Below are 24,255 nucleotides of genomic sequence, written 5' to 3' on the forward strand. Positions count from 1 at the left end.
GCTGCTGATGGCCCCATCATTGACCACCTCACTCCGACAAACGAGTCATCGCGAGCCCCCCCGTTTCCGTGTATCAGCTAGTAGCCGCTCCAAGGCACTCACATTCACTGGCTTGACAAGATGATGATCGATACCGGCATCCTTCGATTGGCGCCGATCCTCCTCTTGCCCCCAGCCGGTTAGTGCGATCAAGGTAACGTCGTGAAAGTCGGGCTTTTCGCGGACGCGGCGCGCGACTTCGTAGCCGTCCATTCCAGGCATGCCGATGTCCAGCAACACTACGTCGGCCCGATATGTGTCGAGTGCTGCTACCGCCGCCGGACCATCGCGTACGACGCAAACGTCAGCGCCGTACAACTTGAGCAGCATGCCAAGACTGTCGGCTGCATCGTGATTATCGTCAACAACGAGAATGCGGTGACCGCACAACGCATCTGACGGTCGTGGCTGCTGGTCGAGTTCACGTGGCTGGCGGTTCTGAATCGATACGGGCAGCCGCACCTGAAACTCGCTGCCTTTACCCACGCCTTCGCTCCGCGCCTCAACGCTGCCACCGTGCATTTCCACGAGCGTGCGCACGAGCGTCAGGCCGACACCGAGCCCACCTTGGGCTCGGTTGTAGCTGCGCTCCGCCTGGGTGAAGAGGTCAAATATCCGCCCCAGCATCGCTTGCGGGATGCCCATGCCGTTGTCTCGTACCGTCACAATTGCTTCCGCGCGGTCGCGGCGAGCGGTCAGCAAAATCTGCCCTCCCGGGTCCGTGTACTTCGCGGCGTTATTGAGCAGATTCGCGATCACCTGTGCGATTCGGACGGGGTCAGCGTGAAGTACCAACGATTCGTGAGGCAAGCTGATGGTCAGCTGGTGGCCAGCTGCATCGATGAGCGCACGGCTCGTCTCCACGGCGCTGTGGAGCACGGTTGCAAGATCCACTGGCTCCCTGCGCAGTTCGATTTTGCCACTCGCAATGCGTGAGACCTCCAGCAGGTCGTCAATCAGCCGGACCATCTGATTAACCTGTCGCTCGAGCATCCCATGGATCTGTTCCGCGGCTTTATTGTCTGCTCCGGAAAGACGGAGGATTTGCAGGCCGTTGCGGATTGGGGCCATCGGATTGCGCAACTCGTGCGCGAGCGTCGCAATAAACTCATCCTTACGCCGATCAGCTTCCCTGAGCGCGTGCTCCGCCCGCTTGAGTTGCGTAGTGTCCTGCACGATACAGCAAGCTCCTATGATGTCGCCCGAATCGTTTTGCAGTGGAGCTGCACTAACGCGCATCCAGTATTCGCGCCCTTCATCATCCGTATAAAGCATTTCCATCCCAGGCATCACCGTCTCGCCGCCCAATGCCCGTATACACGGCCAGCTCTCTGGCGCACTCAGGTTCCCATCCTTGTCCCACACACGCCAATGCGAGTCGCGATCCGGCCGCCTCGATGGAATGGATGTGGGCATATATTGTTTCATCAAGGTGTTGTTCAGTGTCCAGACACCCGTCGCATCCATCACCCCGACACCCGCCGGCAGTTGTTCGATGATCGTCATCAGGCGCTTTTCGCTCGCGCGCAGCGCCTCGTTTGCCTGCGCCCGTTCGATCAGGTCAGCCGCTTGCCGCGCAAGGATATCGAACGCGTGAAACTCATGCTCTGAAGGCTCGCGAGCGTCGTACCAGTAAGTTGAAATGGTCCCGACCATCGCACCAGCCCGGGAGTACAGCGGCGTCGTCTGGGCCGCACGAATGCCCAGCTTGCGACACACAGCGAGTTCGTCACTGCCTGCCATGGTGCTGCATTGTTCGGTGTCGGGTACAACAATGCGATGCCCGTTTGATAGAGCTGATCCGCACATTGTTACCGACTCGAGATCGACCTGCTCCCATTGCTTCGCAGCATCCTTTGCAAATCCACGATAACCAAGCAACTCGAGTGCCTTGCTACCATCGACAAGTCCTCGCAAGATGTGCATGGTGGCGCATGGCGAATGCATGAGACGCGCAGCAGCATCGATGATCTTGTCGTAAAGCACGTCGACTTGCTGCTCCCCGATGAGTTCGTTGCTGAGCTCATGCAGGAGACGGCTTTCCGCAAGGTCATTCTCAAGCCGTCGCCGACTTTCGCGCTCAATTTCCAGCTTTTCCTTACGTAGGGAATCAAGCTCGGCAAGAAGGCTCTGGCTAGTATTGCCCAATTCGGATGCGGGATCGTCAAGCAGGCACTGGCCCAGTTCGCGGTGCGTTACTAGAAGATGTTGAATGTCTTCCTCGAACTTGAGTTCCGGATGAAGCTCCGTCCAGAAATGCGCAGTGCGTATGAATGCGAGGAGGAGCAGGAAATTTTCCGTTTGTGCCGGCCCGAGCGCACGGCGTAACGCATCTGAGCATGCCGCCTCGGCCGAAGTACGCAAGAACATATGGGTCGCGCAAGCAAACATCGCCCATTCGAGCTCCGAATCCGGCTGTGGCATCACCGAAAGTGGCTCCTTTAACGAGGAGCATCGTTCGATGCAGGTCTGCAGTGACCCGGCGAGCGGCACCGGCCTTCGCACGAGGCGAAGGATCTCCTCTACAGACTGAGGAATGCAACAGGCGTCGCCGGCCACGCGCCCCAATCCGACCAGAAAGCCGACGTGTCGGACGATGCAGTAGCGCACTTCGCAGAATCGGGACAACCAGACGAACAGCCGTTCCTTGAAGAGTGATGGCAGCGGATTGTCGAGATAGCCGAAACACGCGAATCCCCATAGTTTTGCGGTGATGTCCGGATTCTCTGGCGTTAAACGAAAGAAATTCGGTAACACGCCAAAACGTTGACGCACTTCGTCGACCAGACTCATGGTGGTCATCCTCCGGGTTCGGTTCGACCCCACCGGCGACTGCTCACTGAGTGTCGCACCTGCAGAGGCGGAAACTGCCTATCTGGGTCCGAGTAACTCTATTCCGAAATTTTATGTCGAAGCAAACACAATGCCACAGCGTTGTGTGGCGGGCGTCTCGGGGTCGTATCGCGTGGCGTGCAGATTCACGCCTTCATCGTGCGCGACGTGCCCAACCCGGCGACGGGCACGCCCGTCATGACCGATCTGATGTCGGCGGGAATGAGCAGCCAGCCGTTCTTCGAACACGATACGTTCGTCAGGCAACAACCCCGACACGCTTTACGCGGACCGCGACGGCATCGGCTGCGTCGGTGAAGGTCACGCCGGCGCAGTTCGTCACTGTCTTCAACAAGGTCAAGTTGATCAACCCAGACGGCACCGCGCCACAGTCGCCGTTCGCCAAACCCACGCGTTTGAAGATCAATTCAGGGACGGTCGCGGTGCTGGTGGAAGACAACGTCTGAGGCACGAACACGCACGCGTCCTTCCATTCACAATAGTGGAAGCACCGGCCCGATGTGTTTTCAGACGCTGCAGTCGGCCGCGACGAACGCGCGTTTGCCAGGGTCAGCGAGATGCGGAAGCCGGGCGACTGCGGGAGGTCCGGAACCCTGTGTCACAGGTCAGTTGTCCGCGTCAGCAGGAGGCTCCTCCGACAGCCAGTTGCGCACTTCGGGACGTACGCTGAAAGTTGGTGCATCCGTCCATGCCTCGAGCCACGATCGCCAGGTTGTCCATTGGTCGTCGTCCATGACGAACTCCTCATAGCGTAAGCCACACGGCGTTTCACTAACCAGGATGTAGGAGACGGCATGACCGTTCCAGTAAGCGACCAGGTTGTCAGTCAGGTCCGCTGTCACGCCGGCGCCATGGTCGTGCAGAACCTTCCCGATCTTTTCTTCAAACTCGTTACGGGTTAGCGCCATCATCGTCCTCTCTGTGTCAAGCGAGCACCGTCAGGGGCTGAGTCAGACGGGAATACGTCTCTCCATGTGGGCACCAAACCTCCGCGCGCCTGAAGATTCGATGCAAGCCGCCGAGCAATGCCTATGCCAGAGCCCGGCGCGCCCCCATTGCCCCAGCGGGTACATGCAGCTGCGGTTGCAAGGGACACAAATTACCTACCCTGACGATGAACAATCTCTTCCTGCAGTTGGCCCGACGCGCTGCATCCACTGGCTACCGTCCTCCGTATAAGAAAGCGCAACTCGCCACACATGTACCGAGGAGGTAATCATGAAGTTCATGCTGACGTTCACCTGGGCATCCGACGCCCGCATTCGCGACGAAGCCATCGAGCGGTTCCGGAAGACAGGCGGCCTTCCGCCGACGGGCGTCACGTTGCTCGGGAGATGGACCCGGGCCGACCTGAGCGGCGGTTTCGATCTGCTCGAAGCCGACGACCTGAGGAAGGTAACTGAGTTCGCCTACATGTGGAGTGACCTGATGAAGCTGGATATCACGCCCGTCGTGGAGGACGACGATCTGAACGCCGTCTTCCAGACGGTCGCCAGGTAGTGCGCAGACCAGACTCGATACAACTCATGCGACGCCGGGCTGTCGTGCGTCGCAACGTGTAACAAATAATGAGTGCAATCATGACGATAGAAGTCGTGCAGAAATATGATCTCCTGCCTGGCGTTGACCCGCAGGCCTATGCGGAGCTGATGAAGAAAGTGGTCGCCGCCTTGCTGCGGGCCCCCGGCCTCGTCGAGATCGACGCCAGGCGAAATCTGCTGGGATCGCCTCAGGTCCGGGCGACGAGCGTATGGCGGCGTCTTGCAGATTGGGAAGCCGCGCGGGAACATGAAGAACTCGTGGCATTGGAGGTCGAGTCCCGCCGCCATGTCTCGAACATGAGCGTTGAAATCTGGGAGCCATCGCCTCTGCTCACCGAGCCTCTTCGTCCAGAGCGCTAGACGGCTGCTCCCCACGGTGGCAGAGCGAGCCTGCACGGATGCCTGCCATCCGTGACGACAATGCGATAAATGTCCAATACCGCGCCGTGAGTATAGGCTCCCGGATCGACGCTGGAGGTCGCGATGGATCGCCGTCATTTTCTGCAGTCATCCACGTTCTTCACGATTGCCGCGGCAACCGGTACGATCCCGGCGTGCCGGGCCACGCCGGACATGGGAGCGTTGACGGACAAGGGCCACTATGTGTTTGCGCAAGGCGTTGCAAGCGGCGATCCCCGGGACGAGTCGATCGTGTTCTGGACTCGCTGCGTCGCCGCGCAAGGTGATGGAAAAGCTGTGTCGTTGCGGCTTGAAGTATCGACCCAGCCGGACTTCGCGCGGCCTGTCGCCACTGTGCCGTTGCGTGCGTTGCGCACTTACGACTTTACGGTCCGCGCGAAGGTCACAGGTTTGCATCCGAAGACCGCTTACTACTACCGATTCGTGGCCGGCAGCGATGTAAGCCCCACCGGTCAGTCCCGTACCGCACCGGGTCCCACCGATGCCAACACCCGGGCGCGCTTTGCCTGGCTCACCTGTCAGGACTGGAGCGTCAATCATTGGCAGGCGATGACGCTAATGGCCGACGAGACCGATCTCGATTTCGTCGTGCATGTTGGCGACTACATTTATGAGGCAGTTGGCTTGCGTACTGCCGATCCGGCGGAACGGGCGCACCCGCCGCTAAAGCTGCCTGACGGGCAGCCGATGCCGGGAGGAGGCATCTACGCCGACTCGCTCGATGACTACCGCACGCTCTATCGAACCTATCGGACCGACCCGCGACTGCAGGCGGTGCATCACCGGTTTCCGATGATCGCAATCTGGGACGACCATGAATTCTCAGACGATTGCTGGCAGGATCACCAAGTCTACACGAACGAAGAGAAGCGCGAAACGCAGCGTCGGCGCAATGCCACCCAGGCATGGGCGGAATACATGCCCGTCGATTGGAGCGACGTCAGATTCGCCGGCGAAAACAGCACATACGACAATATCCGCATTTACCGCGACTTCCACTTTGGTTCGCTGATGCATCTGGTCATGACAGATGAACGGCTTTATCGCGACGGCCATGTAGTCAGCGCAGCCGCGATAGCACAGGCCCGCGGCAACGACCCGATTCATGGCGATGACGCGGCGGGTTCGCGGTACTTCGTCGAACGAGGTGTCCTGCAACGCTTCGAGACACTCGACACCGCCCAGTTCGGCCGCCCGCCTTCGATGCTTGGCCCTGTCCAGACACAATGGTGGAAAGACACGCTCAAGGCATCCCCTGCGACCTGGAAGGTATGGGGCAATGAAGTCATGCTGAACCGGTTGTGGGTGAACCTGCCTTCGGGAAGCGGCGACCAGAACAGGAGCCTGGTGGTCAACTGCGATTCGTGGGACGGCTATCCGGCACACAAACATGAGTTGCTCGACTGGCTGAGACAGGAGTCGATTCGCAATGTCGTTGCGATCACCGGCGATCTACACGCGTTTCAATGCGGCGTCGTGCGGAATGAACCGGATCTTTTGAAGGGCGAGCCCGTGCTAGTCGACTTTGTTTGCGCGGGGATCAGCAGCACGTCTTTCTATACGTATATCAAGGCGGCGTGGAAAGGGACACCACTCGCGCCGCTGGTTGCCACGCCAGCAGCGCTGGACGACCTTCTTAAAGCCAACAACCCGGACCTTCGATATGTCGATCACGACGCCCAGGGATATGCATCGGCGACGCTGACACCGGAGCGCTTTGTGGTTGTATTCAATAAAGTGAAGCGGGTCGACAGTCACGGGATGGCACCGGCGGATCCACTGCTTCAGCGTACCCGCTTGACCGTGTTAAAGGATACAACCGAGGTGCGGATCGGATAGTTTGCGGACGATCGGCAGACCGACACTGGCTGGCGCAACAGCACATGACGATGCCTCAGCACCCCGCAATGCACATCATGCCGCCGATGGAAGTGTCTGACAGATGGCAGCCCGCAAATCTTCTTTGCGATGGTGACGTGTCGAACGCAGCGCCTGCGAGCGACCTGTCGCAGCGTTCGGGGAGAGCTCGTCCGTTAGTGAGTCGCGACGACGCTCTCTCTGGCTGTGCTCCGGCTTAATTGCCGAAAAAGACGTCGCATTGCGGCCGAGGATTGCAGGACGATGAGCGGATGCCACCCGTTGCACTTCGCGTGGCTGGCGCTCCGCCATACGACGTGTCAGTAACAGACTATGCAGGCGTATCTGCGTTCTGCTGCATCGCCGGCTGTGTGGATGGCTGCGCTCCTTGCTGCGTGCCTTGGGAGTGTGCGCTTCCTGCCACCGCGAACAGGCAAGCCGCGCCCGCCGCCAGAATAAGTCGTGAATTCATTTCAACTCCATGATTTATGCGCAAGGTGCCGAGACCTTTTCTGGCTCCTTGCCCGTTTCCCCTTCCGCTCCCCAACTGGCCATTCGAGCGTCGACGTTGACGCCAACGCCAATGCCGTTCAGACGAGCGAATCAAAATCGGCTGCAGGCACGCTCGGTGCCACAAGCCGGACTGGTTAGATGATTACGCGGACAACGGCGCACGGCCGATACCGGGCGGGGCAGAACGTTGCGCAATACGAGCGCTGGTGACAGGACGCTGTACGTCGGCGGCCCAATAGGAGTCGTGCTGCCGTTATGTTATAGGCCGCAATGGCCCTGATTGACAGGACAATCGCGAGGTGACGAGTCCGGCGCGACCTGCGGTCAGGTGTGTTGATAGCTGCTTACCCTCCGCCCCTGCTTCACTTCTAACGTGACGTTCCGGCTTTCCTGCCGCGGCCTGGTTTGTCATGCACTTACCCGACGCTACGAAGGTCGTAGAACGTTCTTGAGGTCATCAAGCGAAAGGGGCTTGGTGAGATGGGCATCAAATATCCGTTCGTCATTTTCGGGTCGGCCGGCGACAGCGGTGGAGCCCGTCAGGGCCACCAGTTTCGTCGATGAGCACTGCGCCCGGAGCCGAAGCAGTTGTGCGAGCTCAGGCCCATTCATACCCGGCATCGAGATATCAATGAGCGCGACATCAGGTGCAAACGTCTCGACTATCGAGAGCGCGTCGGCGCCATTCGTCGCCCGCTTTACCTCATGGCCTTCGAGTTCGAGTAGGGTGCCCAAGGCTTCCGTAGCGTCTGCGCAGTCATCGACAAGCAGGATGCGCTTCGAAGAATTCGCTCGCGGGGTCTTCGCGGTCGGCTCGCCCCTGCTATCGCAGACTATGGGCAGTCGGATTGTTACCTCCGTCCCCTGGCCTTCACCGGCGCTCGCAATGGTGACCGTGCCGTTGTGTGCCGTCACCAGATGCTTGACGACAGCGAGTCCGATTCCGAGGCCTCCCGCCGCGTGCTTTCGGGCCGATGCCGATTGGGCAAACATGTCGAAGACGTGGGGTAGCGCTGACGCCGAAATACCCGCGCCATTGTCCTTCACTGTGATGACCGCATCGCATGGCGACGGGCCTTCCGTGTGAGCGACGCCGAGGTCAGGCGCTTCTACCGACACGGTAATGTCGCCGCTAGGTGGCGTGTATTTCACCGCGTTCGACAATACGTTGGATATGACCTGTGTGAGGCGCACGAGGTCCGCGTGAACCGTCACCGGATACGGCGGAACAGCAACATGCAGTCGATGCTGAACGCAGTTGACGTCCGACCTCATCGCCGTAACCGCATCCGTGACGATATTCTGCAGAAGCTCGTACGAAGGCTGAACGGACAGCTTCCCGTGCTTGATCCTCGAGGCATCCAGCAGGTCACCTACCAGCCGTTTCAATAGCTGCATCTGCCGGTCAGCAACACCCAGGGCGGAGGACACATCAGCATAGCCCGCAGCAAGCTTTTGTGCGGCTGCGAGCGCGCTGTCGACGGTGGCAATCGGATTGCGCAGCTCATGGCTCAAGGTCGCAATAAAGTCATCCTTTCTGGCTTCAGCCAGAGCCACGGCGTTCCTGGCCGCCTCGGCCTCTGCTGCCCGGGTTTCTGCGTCCGCTTTCGCACGCGCCATCGTGAGCGTCGCACAGGTGAAGTTTGCCAGGCGGGTCAGGATTCTGCGGTCCTCTCCATCGAACAGATGCTCCCTGTCGTGAGACATCACCCATAGCGTGCCCCATGGTTCAGGTTCCCCCGGAATCGGCACGACGAGTTCTTCGATAATCTCGGGGGCTATGTGTTTCAGACATGCAAAGTGGCGCTGGGGAAACGAAAACAGCTGCCCCGCAGCCAGTTCGAGCGTCACTCCACTGGGGCTGTCATCTGTTGGTGTTGTGGTGTCGACGGCCGCCACGCATTGGCCCGAGACCGCGACCCACCTCAACACGGGGACGCCGTCCACGTCGCGTTCCAGCAGGCCGATGCCTGCGCTACCCGCTTCACACAGACCCAGAGCCATGTCCGAGAGCGTCTGCAACATGGCACCATCCGAGGACGTCAGGGCCTGTGCAAGACGGTGCATCGATTCACTTTCAGCAGCAAAATCGGCTGGCCGATGAGCGCGCACATCGAGCGCCGATGTGACCAGAGTGCCCGCGCGCCGCGCGCGGTCCGCTGCGGAAGGCGCAGACGGTCCGACCATGTGGCCTCCTGGTTGTAATTTGTGCTGTGCGTTGTGCGGAAGAAACCGCCATGCTAGATGCATTTTAGTCAATGCACCACAAACGCCCATAAGCGACACGCCATCCGCAGCTGCGCCATAAAAGGAACACTCATCGTTGCGTTTTAACAGCTTAATGTGTTGACCCGGCGGTCGGCAGAGTAGCCACTGTCGACGACGCCCAACCCAATATTCCCCGCCAGCCAATCGAAGCGGGCGCACGCCCCTATCAGCAGGATGGAAACGACCGTTCATCCGCTTCTAAAAGGACTTCGGCCCCACGACGGCATCCGTCCCGCCCGGTAAGGACCTGCATTCCAGCATTTTCCTTGAACGCCGGCTCGCCGCGACCTAGCCTAAAAGGCGCATCCCACTAAGGAGATTCCCATGGAAGGTTGCTGCCGTGGGTGTGCACTTTGATAGCGCACACCTGTTTCTTGACCTGTCCGACGGCCAGGCCGTTTCATTCCCGCTTGTGTGGTTTCCTGTCCTCCAGGCAGCGACAGCAGCGGAGCGCGAACACTTCGCCATCTCGATGGACCGTCAGCAATTGTTCTGGCCGGAAATCGATGAGGACGTCAACGTCCGTGCCCTGCTCTCATTCCAGTCCGAACGTGCGGGGCGCAAGGATGCTTCGTCAGAGGACGCCTTCCCGGCCTGGCCGCCCGGCTGATCTTGCTAACAGGTGAGCCCAGGTCCACCTGCGTGCTCGCCATCGCCAGGAAGTCGCGGAGCCATTCCAGCACCGCATCTTCAGTCTGGGCGGCGGGACGACCTTTCCCGAAGGCGCAAAGATCAGTTCTGGTTTTGCCTTGCCGTATCCTTTGCAATCCTGATAAATTCGCCTCGATCCGTATTGCTGTATTTTTTCTGGCCACGCAAGCTGATCGCGCCCCACAATCCATCCTTCGCCCTGGCGGCCCTCCCAGCTCGCGCGCGGACGAGGCGACTGTGGACACGGGGGTACCCTGCACCGTCGCACGAGCTACCGGGCGGAGGATAGCCGATCGGAGCGCTCGTTGAGGGCCTGCCGCAAACGCCAGGTTCGGGAGCGATGCGTTCTCCTGATTCGGCGGGTTCCGCTGGTGGCTGGCAGATTTGCCGCTCCTCGCCCACCTGGCTGACCCATACACTGCTGTGTGCGGGCTTACTGTCGCTGGTGGTTAGATCAGTCGGGCTTCCCGATGTAGCCCGGCAGGCCGAGTGCTGCCTTGCTTTTTGCGAGCTTGACTGCTTTCCTGACGAGCGATTCGAAATCTCCGTCGGTCACGGGTGGCGGCAGGCGATGCCTGAAGAAATCCGCCCACCGGAACTCCTCGAGCGGCACGGCCGTCTTCTCATATCCACCCGCGTCACGCACCGATGCAGAGAGGCTGCGGAATTCGTCGTCCGCCAACTCCCACACATGCTCGTACATGTCTGCAAACCCCACCCTTTGACCGTCGCGATCATACGGGTAGGTCCACCGGTGGTTTTCCATCGTGAGCCAGAAGTCCGCCCTCGTGAGAGACGACAGGTCTCTTATAAGGACAACCGGGACACGTGTGACCCCGGCATGCCAGAGCGCCGTCGCCACGTGATGATGGTCAATCGCATAGGGCGCATTCGCGGGACCGAGCACGATGGGAACCGGCTTTTCGGCGATAGCCATCTCAAGCTCATGCCCGCTAAGGGAACGATATGCCTCCATTTTTTCACGAATTTCGCGCTCGCCGTGCGTGATCTGGGTGGGGCGCAACCGGGCGATCTTTATCGTCTTCATGTCTGTTCTCTGCGCTCGAGAGTGGGTAGGTGAGGCGGTCCCGTCTTGCCGGACCAATGCCAACAAGCGAGAGGGTTCGCACGAGTCCGCAGCAGGGAGCGTGCCGTCACGTCGGCAGGTTCACGATGCGCCAGGCAATCGTGCGCCTTCGTGTGCCGCGCTGGCGCTGTCGTACGACGTGCGCGCAAGGACGCGCGCCCACACACCTCGGCGCCGCTGATTCGCGGAACGCTCATTGCTGAATGTTGATGCGGATCGTGAGACCGTACATCGACGGCAGCGACGCAATTCCTCACATATTTCAGGGAGATACGAATGAACACGCAAAACAAGGAAAGCGGATCGACTGACGCCCCCGCTACAGCGGACGCAATCGCATTGCTGAAGGCCGATCACCGCGCAGTTGAGAAACTCTTCGATGCATTCGAAAAGGCGGCGGACGGCGATCTGGACGCAAAGGGCACGCTGGCGCGGCGCGCATGCGAAGAACTGACGATGCACGCGATTATCGAAGAGGAGCTTCTGTACCCGATGGCGCACAGGGCACTGGAGAAACAGAATGAGATTGACGTGGACGAGGCATACGTCGAGCACTACCTGGTCAAGACGTTGATTGAGAAGTTCGATTCCCTCCGGCCAGGCGATGATGGCTTTGACGCGACGTTCAAGGTGATGTCTGAACTAGTAAAACATCACGTCGAAGAGGAAGAGTCCGAGCTGTTTCCGGAACTGCGCGAGAGCGGCGTCGACCTCGTCGCGTTGGGTGTAAAGCTAGCTGCGCGCAAGAATGAGCTCATGAAAAAGCTAGACGCAGCGGGGAGCAAACTTGTCGGAGACCGATCACTGTCGTTCACACGAGCCGCCTGACCGTAAGTAGATTTCGTGCGTGTCCATCGGGACGCCGAATTTTTGCTTTATACCGACACTTCAGCGGTACCCAGTCGGCGATCAGAAATGAGAGACACTCGCACAGCTGCTCAGCCGAAATTGCTACACGTCGCGGTTCCTTGTCCTTGCCTGCGAAAAATTGCATGGGAGCGACGATCGGCGCTGTATTGTTCACTGGGCGTTCGAAAAATCGCCTGTCACGATCTCGCGCCATTACTTCATCGCAAATCCAAGACTGGATCCGCTTTACGCACATGGCACATGCACTCTTAGTCGACGACCACCTCGCTACCCGCGAAGCGCTGGCAACGGACTGGCCCGACGGCTCTTCCTCCGGTACGGGACTGGCAACATACGAAAGCAAAGGTGTAGCGGCTGTCCGAAGAATGTGCTCATTAGGTGGTGAGCCGTCGATAGGCATTCAGATGCCTGACCAGGCCCTGCGGGTCGCCGCGTCTTTCAAGCAGGATCGCCAGATTGTGATGGGCATCCGCGTGCGTCGGGTCGATTTCCAGACTGCGTTGATAGCTTCGTTCTGCGTCTTCAAAACGGCCCAGATCCTCCAGAGCGATCGCACGGTTGAAGTGCAGTACGGCATCGCTTGAAAAGTGAATCAACGCTTCGTCGAATATCTCGAGTGCGTCGTCGCAGCGCGCTTCGAGTTCGCATAGAAGCACACCAAGGTCCACGTATGCGGCATAGAATGGCCGCGGGGAAAGTTCTATCGCTTTACGGTACGCCTGCTCCGCTCCAGTGACGTCGGACGCTCTAAGCACTTCTCCGAGCTCGTACCACTCTTCTGCCTGTCGTTCGCCACTGCGCCGTGCAGGCGCGGTATCGAGGAATACGACGTCGCCCTTGATCTCGGCAACTTCGAAGTCCAGCAAAAGCTGGCCAGTGACGGCGTCCCATTGAGACGGGCCCGACCGCACCGCCACGTCGTTGCCCACCGCCGACACACGAATACCCGTGAGTGGCAGTTCATCGGGCAGCGCCTTTCTGAGCCGTGACAGCGCCGCAATGATCTTGCGAGGCGTTATCCGCGCGGCCCGCAACTGCAGGGCCGTGCGGAGCAGAACGGCATCCTGGAACGTAAAGCGCCATGCGTTGCGCGGTCCGCGCGTTGGGGTCACGAAACCCGCGGCGACCAGACCTGATAGCGTGCTGCGCGACACACCGAGGATGCCTTGCAACTCGCGCATCGAAACCGCGCGTGCCGGGACGCTTGAGGTCACTTCTGGCATCACTTCCGATGTCACTTCCGCGCCCGGACCTTCGCCGGTGGTTCAGCCGGCGCTTTCGCTGCGCGCGTCGCCGGCTTGCGCGTGCGCGGCGCCACGGGCAGCTCGGTGACAGGCTCTGCGCTCTTGTGCTTCGGTGTGACGGGTGTAGCCGCGGCGGCCGCCTTGGCCTTTCCACCCTTCAGGCTTGCGCGTAGTGCATCCATCAGGTCGATGACCTGCCCTCCACTGCCCGTCGCCTCTGCCGGCTCATTCGCGATGATCTGCTTGCCTTCAATTTTCTCGTCGATCGCGGCGAGAATGCGCTGCTTCTCCTCGTCCACGTAGGCTGTCGGGTCGTAGTTATCTTCTGTGCCCTGCTCGATAATCTGAAGGGCGAGCTTCAGCTCGCTATCGGACACCTGGACGTGTTCGATATGCAGGTCACTCAGCGAACGCACCTCATCCGCATAGAGCAGTTGCTGGAAAACGAGCCCGCCTTCTTCGGGCCGTACCTGCACAATCCGCGTCCTTCCCCTGAACGCCCATTTCGCCAGTGCACAGCGGCCACTTTCGGCAAGCGCTTGCTGAAGCAGGCTGTACGGTTTGCCGCCGCGCTTGTCGGGCGCGATGTAGTACGCCTTGTCGTAGAAGACCGGATTGACTGCCTTCTCCGGGATGAATGCCATGATCTCGACGACGTGACTCGCGCCATCCTCCAGCGCCTTCAATTCGTCTGCGGTGAACACGACAAACCTGTCCCGTTCGAACTCGTAGCCCTTGTTCATACTGGATCGTTCGACGACGGCCCCGGTTTTCTCCGAAACGTACTGCTGTTTGACGCGTGAGCCGTCGGGCGCCAAAAGATTGAAGCGCACGTCAGACGAACTCTCCGTCGCCGCGTAGAGCTTCACCGGGATGGAAACGAGCCCGAAGGAGAGAGACAGGGAGGCAATTGAGCGGGCGGCCATGGACATCTCCTGACGGATAGCGCGTTCAGAGCCCAGCATGCGCAAAGCATGTGCCACCGCGCTGGCGACGGTCAGCGGGCCGGAGCGCTCACATCATTGTAGGCGCCGGATCGCCGATGCCAGTGACTGGGTGGTGATCCAGTATGCTGCCCACGGGTCCTGCGTCTCAAAGCTGAGATACTCCCGCGCCGTCTGGACCGTCCATTGTGCGCCGCTTTTGAGTTCGGGTAGCTGCTCCCATGACACCGGCACCGACACGCCCATCCCTCGCCGCGCCCGCGCAGAAAACGCGGCGGCCGTGGTCTGTGCCATCCCGTTACGCAGATAGTCGACGTAGATCTTGCCGATGCGGTTTGACGCACCCGACGTCGCCGAAAAGCGCTCGGGAATCGTCTTCGCCAGATGCCGCACGAATGCCTTCGAGAATGCCTTTACCGCCTCATAGTCGAGCCTCGGCGCCAGCGGGACGACGACGTGCAGCCCCTTGCCGCCGCTCGTCTTCAGCCAGGCCTGCAGTCCCAGTTCGTTCAGCAGTGTGTGGACGAGCAGCGCCGCCTCCTGAACATGTGCCCATTTCACCCCTTCTCCCGGGTCCAGATCGAAGATGACCCGGTCAGGCTTGTCTATCCGGCGGACGGTGGAATTCCACGTGTGAAACTCCACGGCGTTCATCTGGGCAGCCGACATCAGCGCGTCGACAGTATCGATGGTCAGCAGCGGCGGGTGATTCGGCCAGAGCTTGCGGTCATGCGCCGTGATTCCCGGCATGCCCGTCCGTTCGACGTGTTTCTGGAAGAACTGTTCGCCTTCGATGCCATCTGGCGCGCGCACCATTGCCACGGGCCGGTCCTTCAGGTGCGGCAGCAGCCACGAGGCGACGCTCTCGTAGAACCGCGCGAGGTCGAGCTTCGTCACACCGCTTGACGGGTCGATGATCCGCTCCGGGTGCGTGACCTTGATCTGGGAGACGGCCCGCGTACGCGTGAGCGTCTGGCCGCCTTCACGGACAACCCGCCGCGCTGGCTTGTCGACCCGCAAACCCTTGAACGATGCCTGCCGAACGACGCCGTCTGCCGTCCACTCGGCGAATTCAATCTCAGCGACCAGTTCGGGGCGCACCCAGCGCTCGCTCCCCGCCGCGCGCCGCGACCAGCGCCGGGATTTCGTGACGGCAATGTCGAACGGTGCCGAATCAGTTTCGAGCGGCGCCAAGCGCCTCCACAGATCCCGACCCGTTCGGGCATCCCAGCCTGTACCCACGCTGCCCGCGTCGTGAAGCCTGCGGCCCTCTTTGCTGCTCTCGTAGTAGCCAAGCAGCAGGCTGCCCACTTCGCCATCCTTGCCTCCGCGCGCGGTGAAGCCACAGATGACCAGTTCCTGCCGCAGACGGCATTTGGCCTTCAGCCATGTCTGCGTCCGCTCCGACTCATACCGCGCGTCGCGGCGCTTGAGCATAAGGCCCTCCAGGCCCAGCCCGGCGGCGGCCTCGAAAACCTGGGCCGGTGGCGCTTCGAAATCCTGACTGAACCGTATGCGCTCCCTGTCGCCTTCAAGCAACCCGGAGAGCAGCGCGCGCCGCATCCACAGCGGGACGTTCCGGAGATCCTTCCCGTCGAGGTACGGCAGGTCGAACAGGAAAAAGACAATCTCTTGGTTTGCGGCCCCGTCGATCGCCTCCTGCAAGGCACCGAAATCCGGCAGACCATCCTTGAGCACAACGATTTCGCCATCCAGCCATCCGCTCGACACCGGAAGGCTTTCTACCTCTGCCGCCAGGCTGGCGAGTTTCTTCGTCCAGTCGTGCCCGCCGCTCGTGAACAGTCGCACACGGCCCCTGTCGATCCGCGCAAGCATCCGGTAGCCGTCGAGTTTTGCCTCGGTGATCCAGTCGCCGCCCGTGGGAAGCGACGACGCCGGCGTCGCGCGCTGCGGCTCGAGCTTCGCAGGCAACGGTGCCGCGATCGCGGCAGAGAGATCCAGTTCTGGCTCCGCCCTGATCCTGGCGTGCCCCGCCTTTGGCTCCCGGGCTTCGATGAGCCCCAGCGGGTGCATTGTGACGCTGTCGGGAAGTGCCTTGATCACATCGAAATCGGCGAGCGGGCGCGCCCACTCGTCACGCTTCTTGAACAACATCCACTGGTCCTGCCGGTCACCGGGCTTTGATATGCGCACCAGTTCCCAGAGCCCGGCGAGCTTTTCACCGTGGAGCCGGAAGACCAGTTTGCCAATGTTCATCGATTTCTTCGGATCGCCGACTGGCTCCCAGGTGCCGCGGTCCCACACGATCACGGTGCCGGCACCATACTGCTTCTTCGGGATCGTCCCCTCGAAATCCGAATACTCAACGGGATGGTCCTCCACGTGGATGGCCATTCGCTTTTCCTTCGGGTCGTAGCACGGGCCTTTCGGGACGGCCCAGGATAACAGCACCCCGTCGTGCTCCAGCCGGAAGTCATAGTGCAACCGGCTGGCCCAGTGCTTCTGGACGACGAAGTGCAGATTCCCGCCTGCGGACAGGCTCGACGCCGAGGGTGCTGGTTCGGGCGTGACCAGAAAATCCCGCTTCCTTCGATAGCGGGAGAGCGTCGAAGACTTCGGGTCGTGCTCAGATGCCATGACGATGATCCAAGGAGGACCGTTCTCCGGCGTCACAGCAAGACGCCTGGACATGGGGCGGCCCGGCAAGCGTGACTGCGCCACTTGTGTCGTATACGCCCAATTACGTTAGCCGGTCCTGCACTAAAAGGGCAAATGCTCGTGCACGGGAAAGTAGATCAAGACCGCGCCCAGAGACCATGGTTGAGCCGCAGACGGTGAAGCAGCGGCGACTATCCGTGGCTTTACTGGCTGGCGCCGGAGGGCACCGTGCTGGGCGTCGACGAGGGCGTGGCGGTAGCGGCCGCTTCGCTCGATGCCGTCGGTGTGTTCGCCGGGGCCGCACTGTCGCTCGCGCTCTGCGCAGCGGCGCTCTGTCCGGGCGCGCCACTTACGCCCGCTGTGTTGGTCATCACGCCGCTGCTGGCGGAGCCCATCGTGTCGCTGCTTTTCTCGTCGACCTTCTTGCAGGCGGCCATGCCGGACATGAGTGCCGTCGTCGCCAGTACGACGGACGCGTAACGTGTGATTGGTTGCATGTCGAAGTTCCCGTACTGAGAGGGGCCGACGCATCGACGCGGCGGCGGCTGATGTGAATATGTCACCCGTCAGCAACGTCCATTCCTCCCGACTGTGCATCGTTACGGGCGGGCCGGAATCTTGCGAACATGCGACGAACGACATCACGGAGCGAGGCATACGATGAGCGACAGGATGCGCACAACACGTCAGCGGCGGCGGCTCGGCGAATGGCTCCCTAACAGCGAAGAAGCAATCGCACGCTTCAGGCTCGACCTGGCGAAGCACGCGGGGGAGCGCCAGGGCCGTGTGCCGATGACGCCCGTCGTCCACGATCTGTCGTTGCTGCTGAATGGCGACCCCGTGTTGCGGATGGACCTGACCAACGCAATTGATGAGGCGCACGAGGCAGGCTTTCAGCTCGGTTACGCATCAATCGACGAACTGATGTGCATCGTCGATTACATGATGACGTACCCACCGCCGTTCAGCGAATCGAGTCTGATACATTGTCCGCTGAACGCGTTGCTCGACTGGCCGACGTGCATGCCGTCCGGCTACGCGCTGTTTCGCGATCCGGCGCTGAACGCACAACTCAGACGGGTGCTGACCTACTGGAGCGGGTTTCTGAGCGGTCCCTATTCGCGCACGCACCTGCATGCCGACGCGCCAGGCGGCTGGTTGAGCGCCGAGGCCGACGCGAAGATCGGCCTTTCGCAGTTCCTGTGCGACCCGAACGAAGCGTACTGGAGTTTCCCGTCGTGGAACGGCTTCTTCACGCGTCAGTTCAGGCCCTGACGCACGGCCCGTCGCCGCGCCGCACGATCACAAGATAATCGTCAGCGCATGCGAGGCGTCGCCGTACAACCTTCGACATGACGTCAAGCTGCACGACGCATTCTGGATCAAATCGCAGCCTTACTCGTTGCAGGAAATCTTCTCGGCACGCGAAGCAGAAACGGCGCGGCAGTTCGTCGGTGGTTCGGTGTATCAGGCGTTTCTAAGCGCCTTCAACTATCACCGCTGGCATGCGCCCGTGGGCGGCCGCGTGACGCACGCCTACGTCGTGCCGGGCACCTATTACTCGGATGCCGAGTCTGAAGGTGAGGATCCGGGGGTCTTAAGGATTCGCAAGGTTACACGACCGCCGTCGCGACGCGCGCGATCATCGTGATCGAGTGTGACGATGAGGCAATCGGCCCCGTCGCGTGCGTGTTCGTTGGCATGGCCGACGTGTCGTCGTGCATGATCGAGGCGCTCCCGGGGCAATGCGTTCGAAAGGGCGACGAGCTCGGTTACTTCCAGTATGGCGGCTCGACCTACTGTCTGATCTTCAGGCCGGACGTGATCGAGCGCTTCGTGCCGCAACCGCCATTTCACGACAACGGACCGCCCGTTCAGGTCAACGCGCACCTTGCCACGGCGCGTTGAGCGCCGACGTCCCGGTTCACCTGACGCTGAAAATGAGAGGCGCCAATGAGGGCGACCCATCCGGCTGATCGTGGACGGCGACCCTGTGGCGGGCGAAACCGTTGAGGCGGGAGCGGAGATGAACATTGATGGCGAGATTGCCGCCGCCCGCCATCTGTACGAGCATCTTCACCTGCTCGGACTTGAGACCTGGCACGCAGGCAATGCCGGCGGAGTGTCCACAGGCTTGTCCATTTTTTCTGTGCGTAACCTTTGTCTATCCCTGAGGCGCCTTGGCGAACATCTGCTGACGGGAACGGCGCTTGCGAGGCGTTGCCGCAGTTGCGCGCCTTGCGCAGCGTTCACTGTTGAGAGGAGCGGTTCGATGATTTCCACCAACGCGTTTGCTACCAGTTCCCAGGCATTGAAGTTCAGCTTTTGTGCGATGGAAGGTGTGACCCGCGCGACGGCGCGATACCTCGAAGCGTTATCGGAACTGAACGGCGAGGTTTTGCGAGTGGCATTCGATGAGCACTCGGCGATCGTGGCACAGGCTCGATCTCCCGCCGAGATCACGACGTTGCAAATCGGCGCGCTAGGCGCAGCACCGCAGAAAGCGGTGTCCTACTGGCAACACGTCGGCACCATCGTGGTCGAAGCGTGTTCCGGAATAGCATTGGATATTCGCCACTGCTTCTCGCAAACTTCACCGCAGGGCCTCGAGTTTCTTGACTCACTAGTGAGTGGCGCTCGTAAAAGGTAGTGACCGTCTGCAGACGCGGCGCGTCACAACGGCCCTCGCATCGCGCTAGCTCCGAAGCCGCGCCGGACGGAACCTGATCAACTGCGCGGACTTCGAACCTGCACACGGAAACATGACCGGTCGACGATGTGATTCTCCGTGGAGAACACTCCGGGCAATCAGTGGCGGCGATCTTCCCGCGCCGCCATACGCAGTTCAATCTTCGTTACCCACCGCCTTCGATACGTCGGCGAGACTTCCATATTGCTCGTCCGGCAATGCCGCTAGCGCTTCCATCACGTCCTCATCAGCGGCATTTTGCTTCGCCGTCTTCAGCAGATCGCGTTTGGATGCAGGATAGGAGGCACCCTTGAGCGCCTTTTGCACATCGACAGATTTGCGGATGTGCGAGTTTTCACGATTTGAAATTGACATCGGCCGATCCCCTCAAAATAGTCACCGTTCCTGGCGATCGTCGATCAGGCGAACGATCAACGGGTTGAAAATCCGTCAAGTTGCAAAAGCCTGTGAGGCTGCACAGCTTTGCCACAAGCGGCTTCTTACGCCGTTACCGCCAGATTTCGCACGGAACGAACGAATACCCGGACCCCGGTTACGCGGACCGCTCGCACCCCGCCCGGATCTCTATTCGTCAACTGCCGCCCGACGCTGGCGTGGGAGCCGATGCCCCCATGGCGGCGTTCGACTTTTTGTGCGTCTTCTTGTGAGACGTGGTACCGGAGGGTGCCATGGTATTCGCCCCTGACGCACCCGACACGGTATCGGTCGAGCCCCCTGCGTTCGGCTTGCTCATGCCCGTGCCGCCCTGCCCGCCGGCGGCGCCTCCGCCACCCGCGCCTTGCGCGTAGACATTTCCTGCAATACCGATAAGCAGCGCTGAAATCAACATTCCTTTTGTCGAGCCTCGCATGGTCGTCTCCTGAAGCGCGGAGCGGTCGTTTGCACCGGAAGGTGTGAACCCGCGTTCAGCTAACCGCAAGCCCCATGCCTCAGGCATCGATAAGCAATGCCTGCGCTGACGCGCTCAATTGGCGGCTGTGCAGCCTCAAATGCTTCGTCGCCAGGGGTGTCCATGGCGCGTGCGAACGCCAGTCGAGTTACACCTGAGATCCTGCCCGTATATTGACCGATCGCCCGGTCTCCGGAGAATGCCGAAAACCATCACGCGGCATCAACCCAACAGGCGATTTCGTCAATGTCCACTACCCGGCCGAAACGATTCCTGATACCACGGCCCCATGCGCAAATGGAAGCACCAGGCGTCAGGTACTCACGCAACGCTTCGCCAGCATGCGGCGGCACGCGTAGCGACGTACCATCGTCGAGCACGGCGCCGCGCAACTCTCCTTTTGGCCCATGCAGCGATAGCGTCACCACTCCCTGAACTCCCATCGGCACAGGGGCACACGACAGCTTTTCAGGCCCGGACGCCCCGCTGTGTTGTGGTCCATCATCGATAAATGTTCTGCCATCGCTCGCCGTCAATGAGACGGCGGAGATCATGTCGACACCGCGTGGCTTTATGCCACGTATCCGGATACGATCGCCGACCTTGATGTGACGCGCCGCCCACGCTGACATAGGGGGAGGAAAGTGGACCTGACGTGCTTCCACGAAGTACGAGTCCATCGAGTTTTCCGTGCGGGTTCATGAGAAATCGATCAACGACACCGCGTGTTTCCGGCAGACAGTCTGGGTCAATCCAATGCATGTGATACTCCGTGGCGTGTGCCAAAGTTGATCGAAGCGCCGTCGAAACACCATGTGCCGCGCCCGTTCACTGCGATGTCACCAGGCCGAGGTCGTCAGGGTAAGTGGTTACCCCCCGTTACGCCGTAGATTTCACCCGTGACAAAGCTCGACTCCTGCGATGCCAGCACGACGTAGATCGGTGCAAGCTCGGCAGGCTGACCTGGACGCTTCATCGGGACTTCAGAGCCGAATTGCTCCACCTTCTCCTGCGGCTGGCCGCCGCTTGGCTGCAGCGGCGTCCAGACCGGACCCGGTGCCACGCCATTGACGCGAATTCCGCGATCGATCACCTGCCTGGCAAGCGCATGCGTGAATGCGGTGATCGCAGCCTTGGTCGATGCGTAGTCGAGCAATCCGGGACTTGGCTGATAGCTCTGGATTGACGTCGTGTTGATGATCGTCGCACCCGGCGGCATGTGCGGCAAGGCTGCCTTGCAAAGCCAGAACATCGCAAACACATTCGTGCGGAACGTCGCCTCGAACTGCTCTGTGCTCAGGTCGGCAATGTGTTCGACGAAGTGCTGCTTGCCGGCAACGTTGACGAGAATGTCAAGTCCGCCGAGTTGCGCCCGGCTGTCATCGATCAGCCTGCGACAGAACGCTTCGTCTGCAATATCGCCTGGCAGCGCAATGGCCTTTTGTCCCGCCTCGCGAATGAGTCCAACGACCTGCCGGGCGTCCTGCTCTTCCGAAGGCAGATAGTTCAGTGCCACATCCGCGCCTTCGCGCGCGAAGGCGATAGCGACGGCGCGACCTATGCCACTATCGGCGCCCGTGATAAGCGCCCGCCTGCCTTTCAACCTGCCGAAGCCCTGATAACTTGTCTCGCCGTGATCGGGCTTCGGTGACATCGCCTGCGCAAGCCCAGGCGCCTCCTGCGGCTGTCGCCCGAATTCCGGGCCGGGATACTGCTTCGTGGGGTCCTGCATACGATATTGACTAACGGTGGCGCCCATTTTTCGCTCCTTTGCATGAAGTTCGTGCCGACGGCAAGCGCAAAACGCATACCACCTGTTCGACCGCGCGATGCCAAAGCGTCTAATCCTTGCCCCCTGGAATCACCGCGCCCAGTACCTGACGTGCCGTATTGGCGATCACGCTGCCTTCTTTCGGGTCGCCTTCCATCAAGGTCCGCGCAAATGCGCGTGCCTGCGCGAGCGTCACGTGCGGCGGCAGCGGCGGCACTTCAGGGTCCGACTTCACCTCGAGAACGATGGGTCGTTTCGCGGCCAGCGCGGTTTCCCATGCATCGGCTAACTGCTCGGGTTTGTCGACGTACAGGCCCGTCAAGCCGAGCATTTCCGCAAACCGGTGATACGGCACATTCGGCAACTTCTGCGACGCGTCGAACTTCGGGTCGCCTTCCATCACCCGCTGCTCCCACGTGACCTGATTCAGGTCTTCGTTGTTGAGCACCATGCAGATCCAGCGCGGATCAGCCCATTGTTTCCAGTACTTCGCGACGGTGATGAGTTCCGCCATGTTGTTCATCTGCATCGCGCCATCACCGACCATCGCGATCACGGGCCGCTCCGGGTGCGCGAACTTCGCGGCAATCGCATACGGCACGGCCGCGCCCATCGACGCCAGGCCGCCCGACAACGACGCCATCATGCCGCGCCGGATCTTCAGATCGCGCGCATACCAGTTCGCGCATGAGCCCGAGTCGCTCGTGAGGATGACGTTATCGGGCAGGCGCGGCGACAGTTCAGTGAAAGCGCGCTGCGGGTTCACGCCGTTGCCGCCGGGCTGATGCGCGCGTTCGTCGAGCGTCTCCCACCAGCGCGAAGTCCAGCGTTCGATTCGCGAGCGCCATGTATGGCTGTCCTTTTCAGTCAGCAGGGGCAGTAGCGCGCGCAACGTCGCCGCGCTGTCGCCGACGAGGTTCACTTCCATCGGGTAGCGCAGGCTCAGCATGTCGGCCTTGATGTCGATCTGCACGCCGCGCGCGTCGCCCTCCTTCGGCAGGAATTCCGAGTAGGGGAAGCCCGAGCCGATCATCAGCAGCGTGTCGCACGCATTCATCATTTCGTAGCTCGGCTTCGTGCCAAGCAAGCCAATCGATCCTGTCACCCACGGCAGATCGTCGGGCAGCACGGCTTTGCCGAGCAGCGCTTTCGCCACGCCCGCGCCGAGACGGTTTGCGACCGCGATGACTTCATCGGTAGCGTTCAAAGCCCCGGCGCCGACGAGGATTGCAACCTTATGCCCGGCGTTGAGCACGTCGGCTGCGCGTTGCAGATCGTCTTGTGTGGGAATTACGGTCGGCTGCGAGTAGCCGACACCGGAATGCGCGGTGCCGTGCTTGCGCGCGGGCGGTTCGTATTCGAGGTCCTGCAAATCGTTGGGCAGAATCAGCGCCGTCACACGCCGTTCCGACAGCGCGATGCGGATCGCGCGATCGACGAGGTGACGCACCTGAGCGGGCACGCTTGCCTGCTGCACATAGGCGCCCGCCACGTCCTTGAACATCGCAGCGAGATCGAGCTCCTGCTGATAGTGAGACCCAAGTGCTGCGCGCGCCTGCTGACCGACGATAGCGAGCACGGGCATATGATCCATGCGCGCATCGTAGAGGCCAGTAATCAGATGCGAAGCACCTGGCCCCGAAGTCGCGATGCAGACACCGAGTTCGCCCGTAAACTTTGCGTGGGCGCTCGCCATGAACGCCGCCATTTCCTCGTGCCGCGCCTGCACGAATTCGATCTTCCCGTCCGCACGATTCAACGCTCCGAACACACCGTTGATGCCATCGCCGGGATAACCGTACATCCGCTTGACGCCCCAGTGATGCAGCCTCTCGACAATGAAGTCGCCTACTGTGGTTGACATGAAAGTCTCCCGTAAAAGAACCGGATTGCCATTTCGTCGGTGAGCAATCAGCGCGCCCCGTCGCCGACTAAATCACGCTGTAAGGCACATCCACTGCTCCCTCTCTCTGCTTAAG

20 protein-coding genes and 2 pseudogenes are annotated in these 24,255 nt (G+C 60.8%); 8 read left to right on the forward strand and 14 right to left on the reverse strand.

The annotated features are described in order from the left end of the window. Positions 1-45 precede the first annotated feature (45 nt). Positions 46-2,832 carry a hybrid sensor histidine kinase/response regulator gene (locus C2L65_RS43675; RefSeq protein ID WP_158660439.1) on the reverse strand — a complete coding sequence of 929 codons (2,787 nt, stop codon included), beginning with the start codon at positions 2,830-2,832 and terminating at the stop codon, positions 46-48. Between the two features lie 353 nt (positions 2,833-3,185). Here C2L65_RS43675 and C2L65_RS46490 point away from each other — a divergent pair, with 353 nt between their 5' ends. Continuing rightward, on the forward strand, positions 3,186-3,338 hold the full coding sequence (locus C2L65_RS46490; RefSeq protein WP_167306673.1) for a hypothetical protein: 153 nt from the start codon (positions 3,186-3,188) through the stop codon (positions 3,336-3,338). 159 nt (positions 3,339-3,497) lie between these two features. Here the strand turns inward: C2L65_RS46490 and C2L65_RS43685 are convergent, their stop codons facing one another. Then, positions 3,498-3,803, reverse strand: a complete 306-nt coding sequence (locus C2L65_RS43685) for a hypothetical protein (protein WP_233446736.1) — start codon at positions 3,801-3,803, stop codon at positions 3,498-3,500. 307 nt (positions 3,804-4,110) lie between these two features. On the opposite strand from C2L65_RS43685, the gene C2L65_RS43690 reads away from it, so the two are divergent. From C2L65_RS43690 to C2L65_RS43700, 3 genes are all read left to right on the forward strand, one after another. After that, positions 4,111-4,392 carry a DUF3303 domain-containing protein gene (locus C2L65_RS43690; RefSeq protein ID WP_042305795.1) on the forward strand — a complete coding sequence of 94 codons (282 nt, stop codon included), beginning with the start codon at positions 4,111-4,113 and terminating at the stop codon, positions 4,390-4,392. Positions 4,393-4,472: 80 nt separating this feature from the next. Continuing rightward, on the forward strand, positions 4,473-4,793 hold the full coding sequence (locus tag C2L65_RS43695; protein ID WP_042305890.1) for an antibiotic biosynthesis monooxygenase: 321 nt from the start codon (positions 4,473-4,475) through the stop codon (positions 4,791-4,793). A gap of 123 nt (positions 4,794-4,916) precedes the next feature. Beyond that, positions 4,917-6,692, forward strand: a complete 1,776-nt coding sequence (locus C2L65_RS43700; protein WP_042305794.1) for an alkaline phosphatase D family protein — start codon at positions 4,917-4,919, stop codon at positions 6,690-6,692. Between the two features lie 349 nt (positions 6,693-7,041). Here C2L65_RS43700 and C2L65_RS46020 read toward each other — a convergent pair whose 3' ends face one another. Continuing rightward, positions 7,042-7,182 carry a hypothetical protein gene (locus tag C2L65_RS46020; RefSeq protein ID WP_156132257.1) on the reverse strand — a complete coding sequence of 47 codons (141 nt, stop codon included), beginning with the start codon at positions 7,180-7,182 and terminating at the stop codon, positions 7,042-7,044. Positions 7,183-7,649: 467 nt separating this feature from the next. Next, positions 7,650-9,410 (reverse strand): hybrid sensor histidine kinase/response regulator, encoded by a 1,761-nt coding sequence (locus tag C2L65_RS43705; protein ID WP_042305793.1) that lies wholly within the window; start codon positions 9,408-9,410, stop codon positions 7,650-7,652. 421 nt (positions 9,411-9,831) lie between these two features. Here C2L65_RS43705 and C2L65_RS43710 point away from each other — a divergent pair, with 421 nt between their 5' ends. After that, on the forward strand, positions 9,832-10,101 hold the full coding sequence (locus C2L65_RS43710) for a DUF2442 domain-containing protein (RefSeq protein WP_233446737.1): 270 nt from the start codon (positions 9,832-9,834) through the stop codon (positions 10,099-10,101). 495 nt (positions 10,102-10,596) lie between these two features. On the opposite strand, the gene C2L65_RS43715 is transcribed toward C2L65_RS43710, so the two are convergent. Next, entirely contained in the window at positions 10,597-11,190 is a 594-nt protein-coding gene (locus C2L65_RS43715) for a ParB-like protein (RefSeq protein WP_042305791.1), read from the reverse strand. A gap of 315 nt (positions 11,191-11,505) precedes the next feature. Between C2L65_RS43715 and C2L65_RS43720 the strand changes: the two genes are divergently transcribed. Next, complete coding sequence (locus C2L65_RS43720) at positions 11,506-12,057, forward strand: hemerythrin domain-containing protein (RefSeq protein WP_042305790.1); 552 nt, start codon at positions 11,506-11,508, stop codon at positions 12,055-12,057. A gap of 416 nt (positions 12,058-12,473) precedes the next feature. Here C2L65_RS43720 and C2L65_RS43725 read toward each other — a convergent pair whose 3' ends face one another. From C2L65_RS43725 to C2L65_RS43740, 4 genes are all read right to left on the reverse strand, one after another. Then, entirely contained in the window at positions 12,474-13,322 is an 849-nt protein-coding gene (locus C2L65_RS43725; protein ID WP_081920820.1) for a tetratricopeptide repeat protein, read from the reverse strand. Positions 13,323-13,333: 11 nt separating this feature from the next. Continuing rightward, positions 13,334-14,269 carry a non-homologous end joining protein Ku gene (gene ku / locus C2L65_RS43730; protein WP_042305789.1) on the reverse strand — a complete coding sequence of 312 codons (936 nt, stop codon included), beginning with the start codon at positions 14,267-14,269 and terminating at the stop codon, positions 13,334-13,336. A 93-nt stretch (positions 14,270-14,362) separates the two neighbouring features. Next, complete coding sequence (gene ligD, locus C2L65_RS43735) at positions 14,363-16,885, reverse strand: DNA ligase D (RefSeq protein ID WP_042305788.1); 2,523 nt, start codon at positions 16,883-16,885, stop codon at positions 14,363-14,365. Positions 16,886-17,109: 224 nt separating this feature from the next. Beyond that, positions 17,110-17,403, reverse strand: a complete 294-nt coding sequence (locus C2L65_RS43740) for a hypothetical protein (protein ID WP_174485040.1) — start codon at positions 17,401-17,403, stop codon at positions 17,110-17,112. 163 nt (positions 17,404-17,566) lie between these two features. Here C2L65_RS43740 and C2L65_RS43745 point away from each other — a divergent pair. Together C2L65_RS43745 and C2L65_RS43750 are read left to right on the forward strand one after the other, a co-directional pair. Continuing rightward, a pseudogene (locus tag C2L65_RS43745) lies at positions 17,567-18,814 on the forward strand (phophatidylserine decarboxylase associated domain-containing protein). Between the two features lie 118 nt (positions 18,815-18,932). Then, entirely contained in the window at positions 18,933-19,556 is a 624-nt protein-coding gene (locus C2L65_RS43750; protein WP_156132256.1) for a phasin family protein, read from the forward strand. 195 nt (positions 19,557-19,751) lie between these two features. On the opposite strand, the gene C2L65_RS43755 is transcribed toward C2L65_RS43750, so the two are convergent. From C2L65_RS43755 to C2L65_RS43775, 5 genes and pseudogenes are all read right to left on the reverse strand, one after another. Beyond that, a complete protein-coding gene (locus C2L65_RS43755; RefSeq protein ID WP_042305785.1) occupies positions 19,752-19,970 on the reverse strand; it encodes a DUF2795 domain-containing protein in 219 nt (72 codons plus the stop codon). Between the two features lie 217 nt (positions 19,971-20,187). Continuing rightward, entirely contained in the window at positions 20,188-20,466 is a 279-nt protein-coding gene (locus C2L65_RS43760; protein WP_042305888.1) for a hypothetical protein, read from the reverse strand. 251 nt (positions 20,467-20,717) lie between these two features. Then, positions 20,718-21,267, reverse strand: a pseudogene (locus C2L65_RS43765) (hypothetical protein). A gap of 94 nt (positions 21,268-21,361) precedes the next feature. Continuing rightward, positions 21,362-22,264, reverse strand: coding sequence for an SDR family oxidoreductase (locus C2L65_RS43770; RefSeq protein WP_042305784.1), 903 nt, complete (start codon positions 22,262-22,264; stop codon positions 21,362-21,364). Between the two features lie 82 nt (positions 22,265-22,346). Then, a complete protein-coding gene (locus C2L65_RS43775) occupies positions 22,347-24,140 on the reverse strand; it encodes a thiamine pyrophosphate-requiring protein (protein ID WP_042305783.1) in 1,794 nt (597 codons plus the stop codon). Positions 24,141-24,255 lie beyond the last annotated feature (115 nt).

The organism is Paraburkholderia terrae (assembly GCF_002902925.1).
Taxonomy (GTDB): domain Bacteria; phylum Pseudomonadota; class Gammaproteobacteria; order Burkholderiales; family Burkholderiaceae; genus Paraburkholderia; species Paraburkholderia terrae.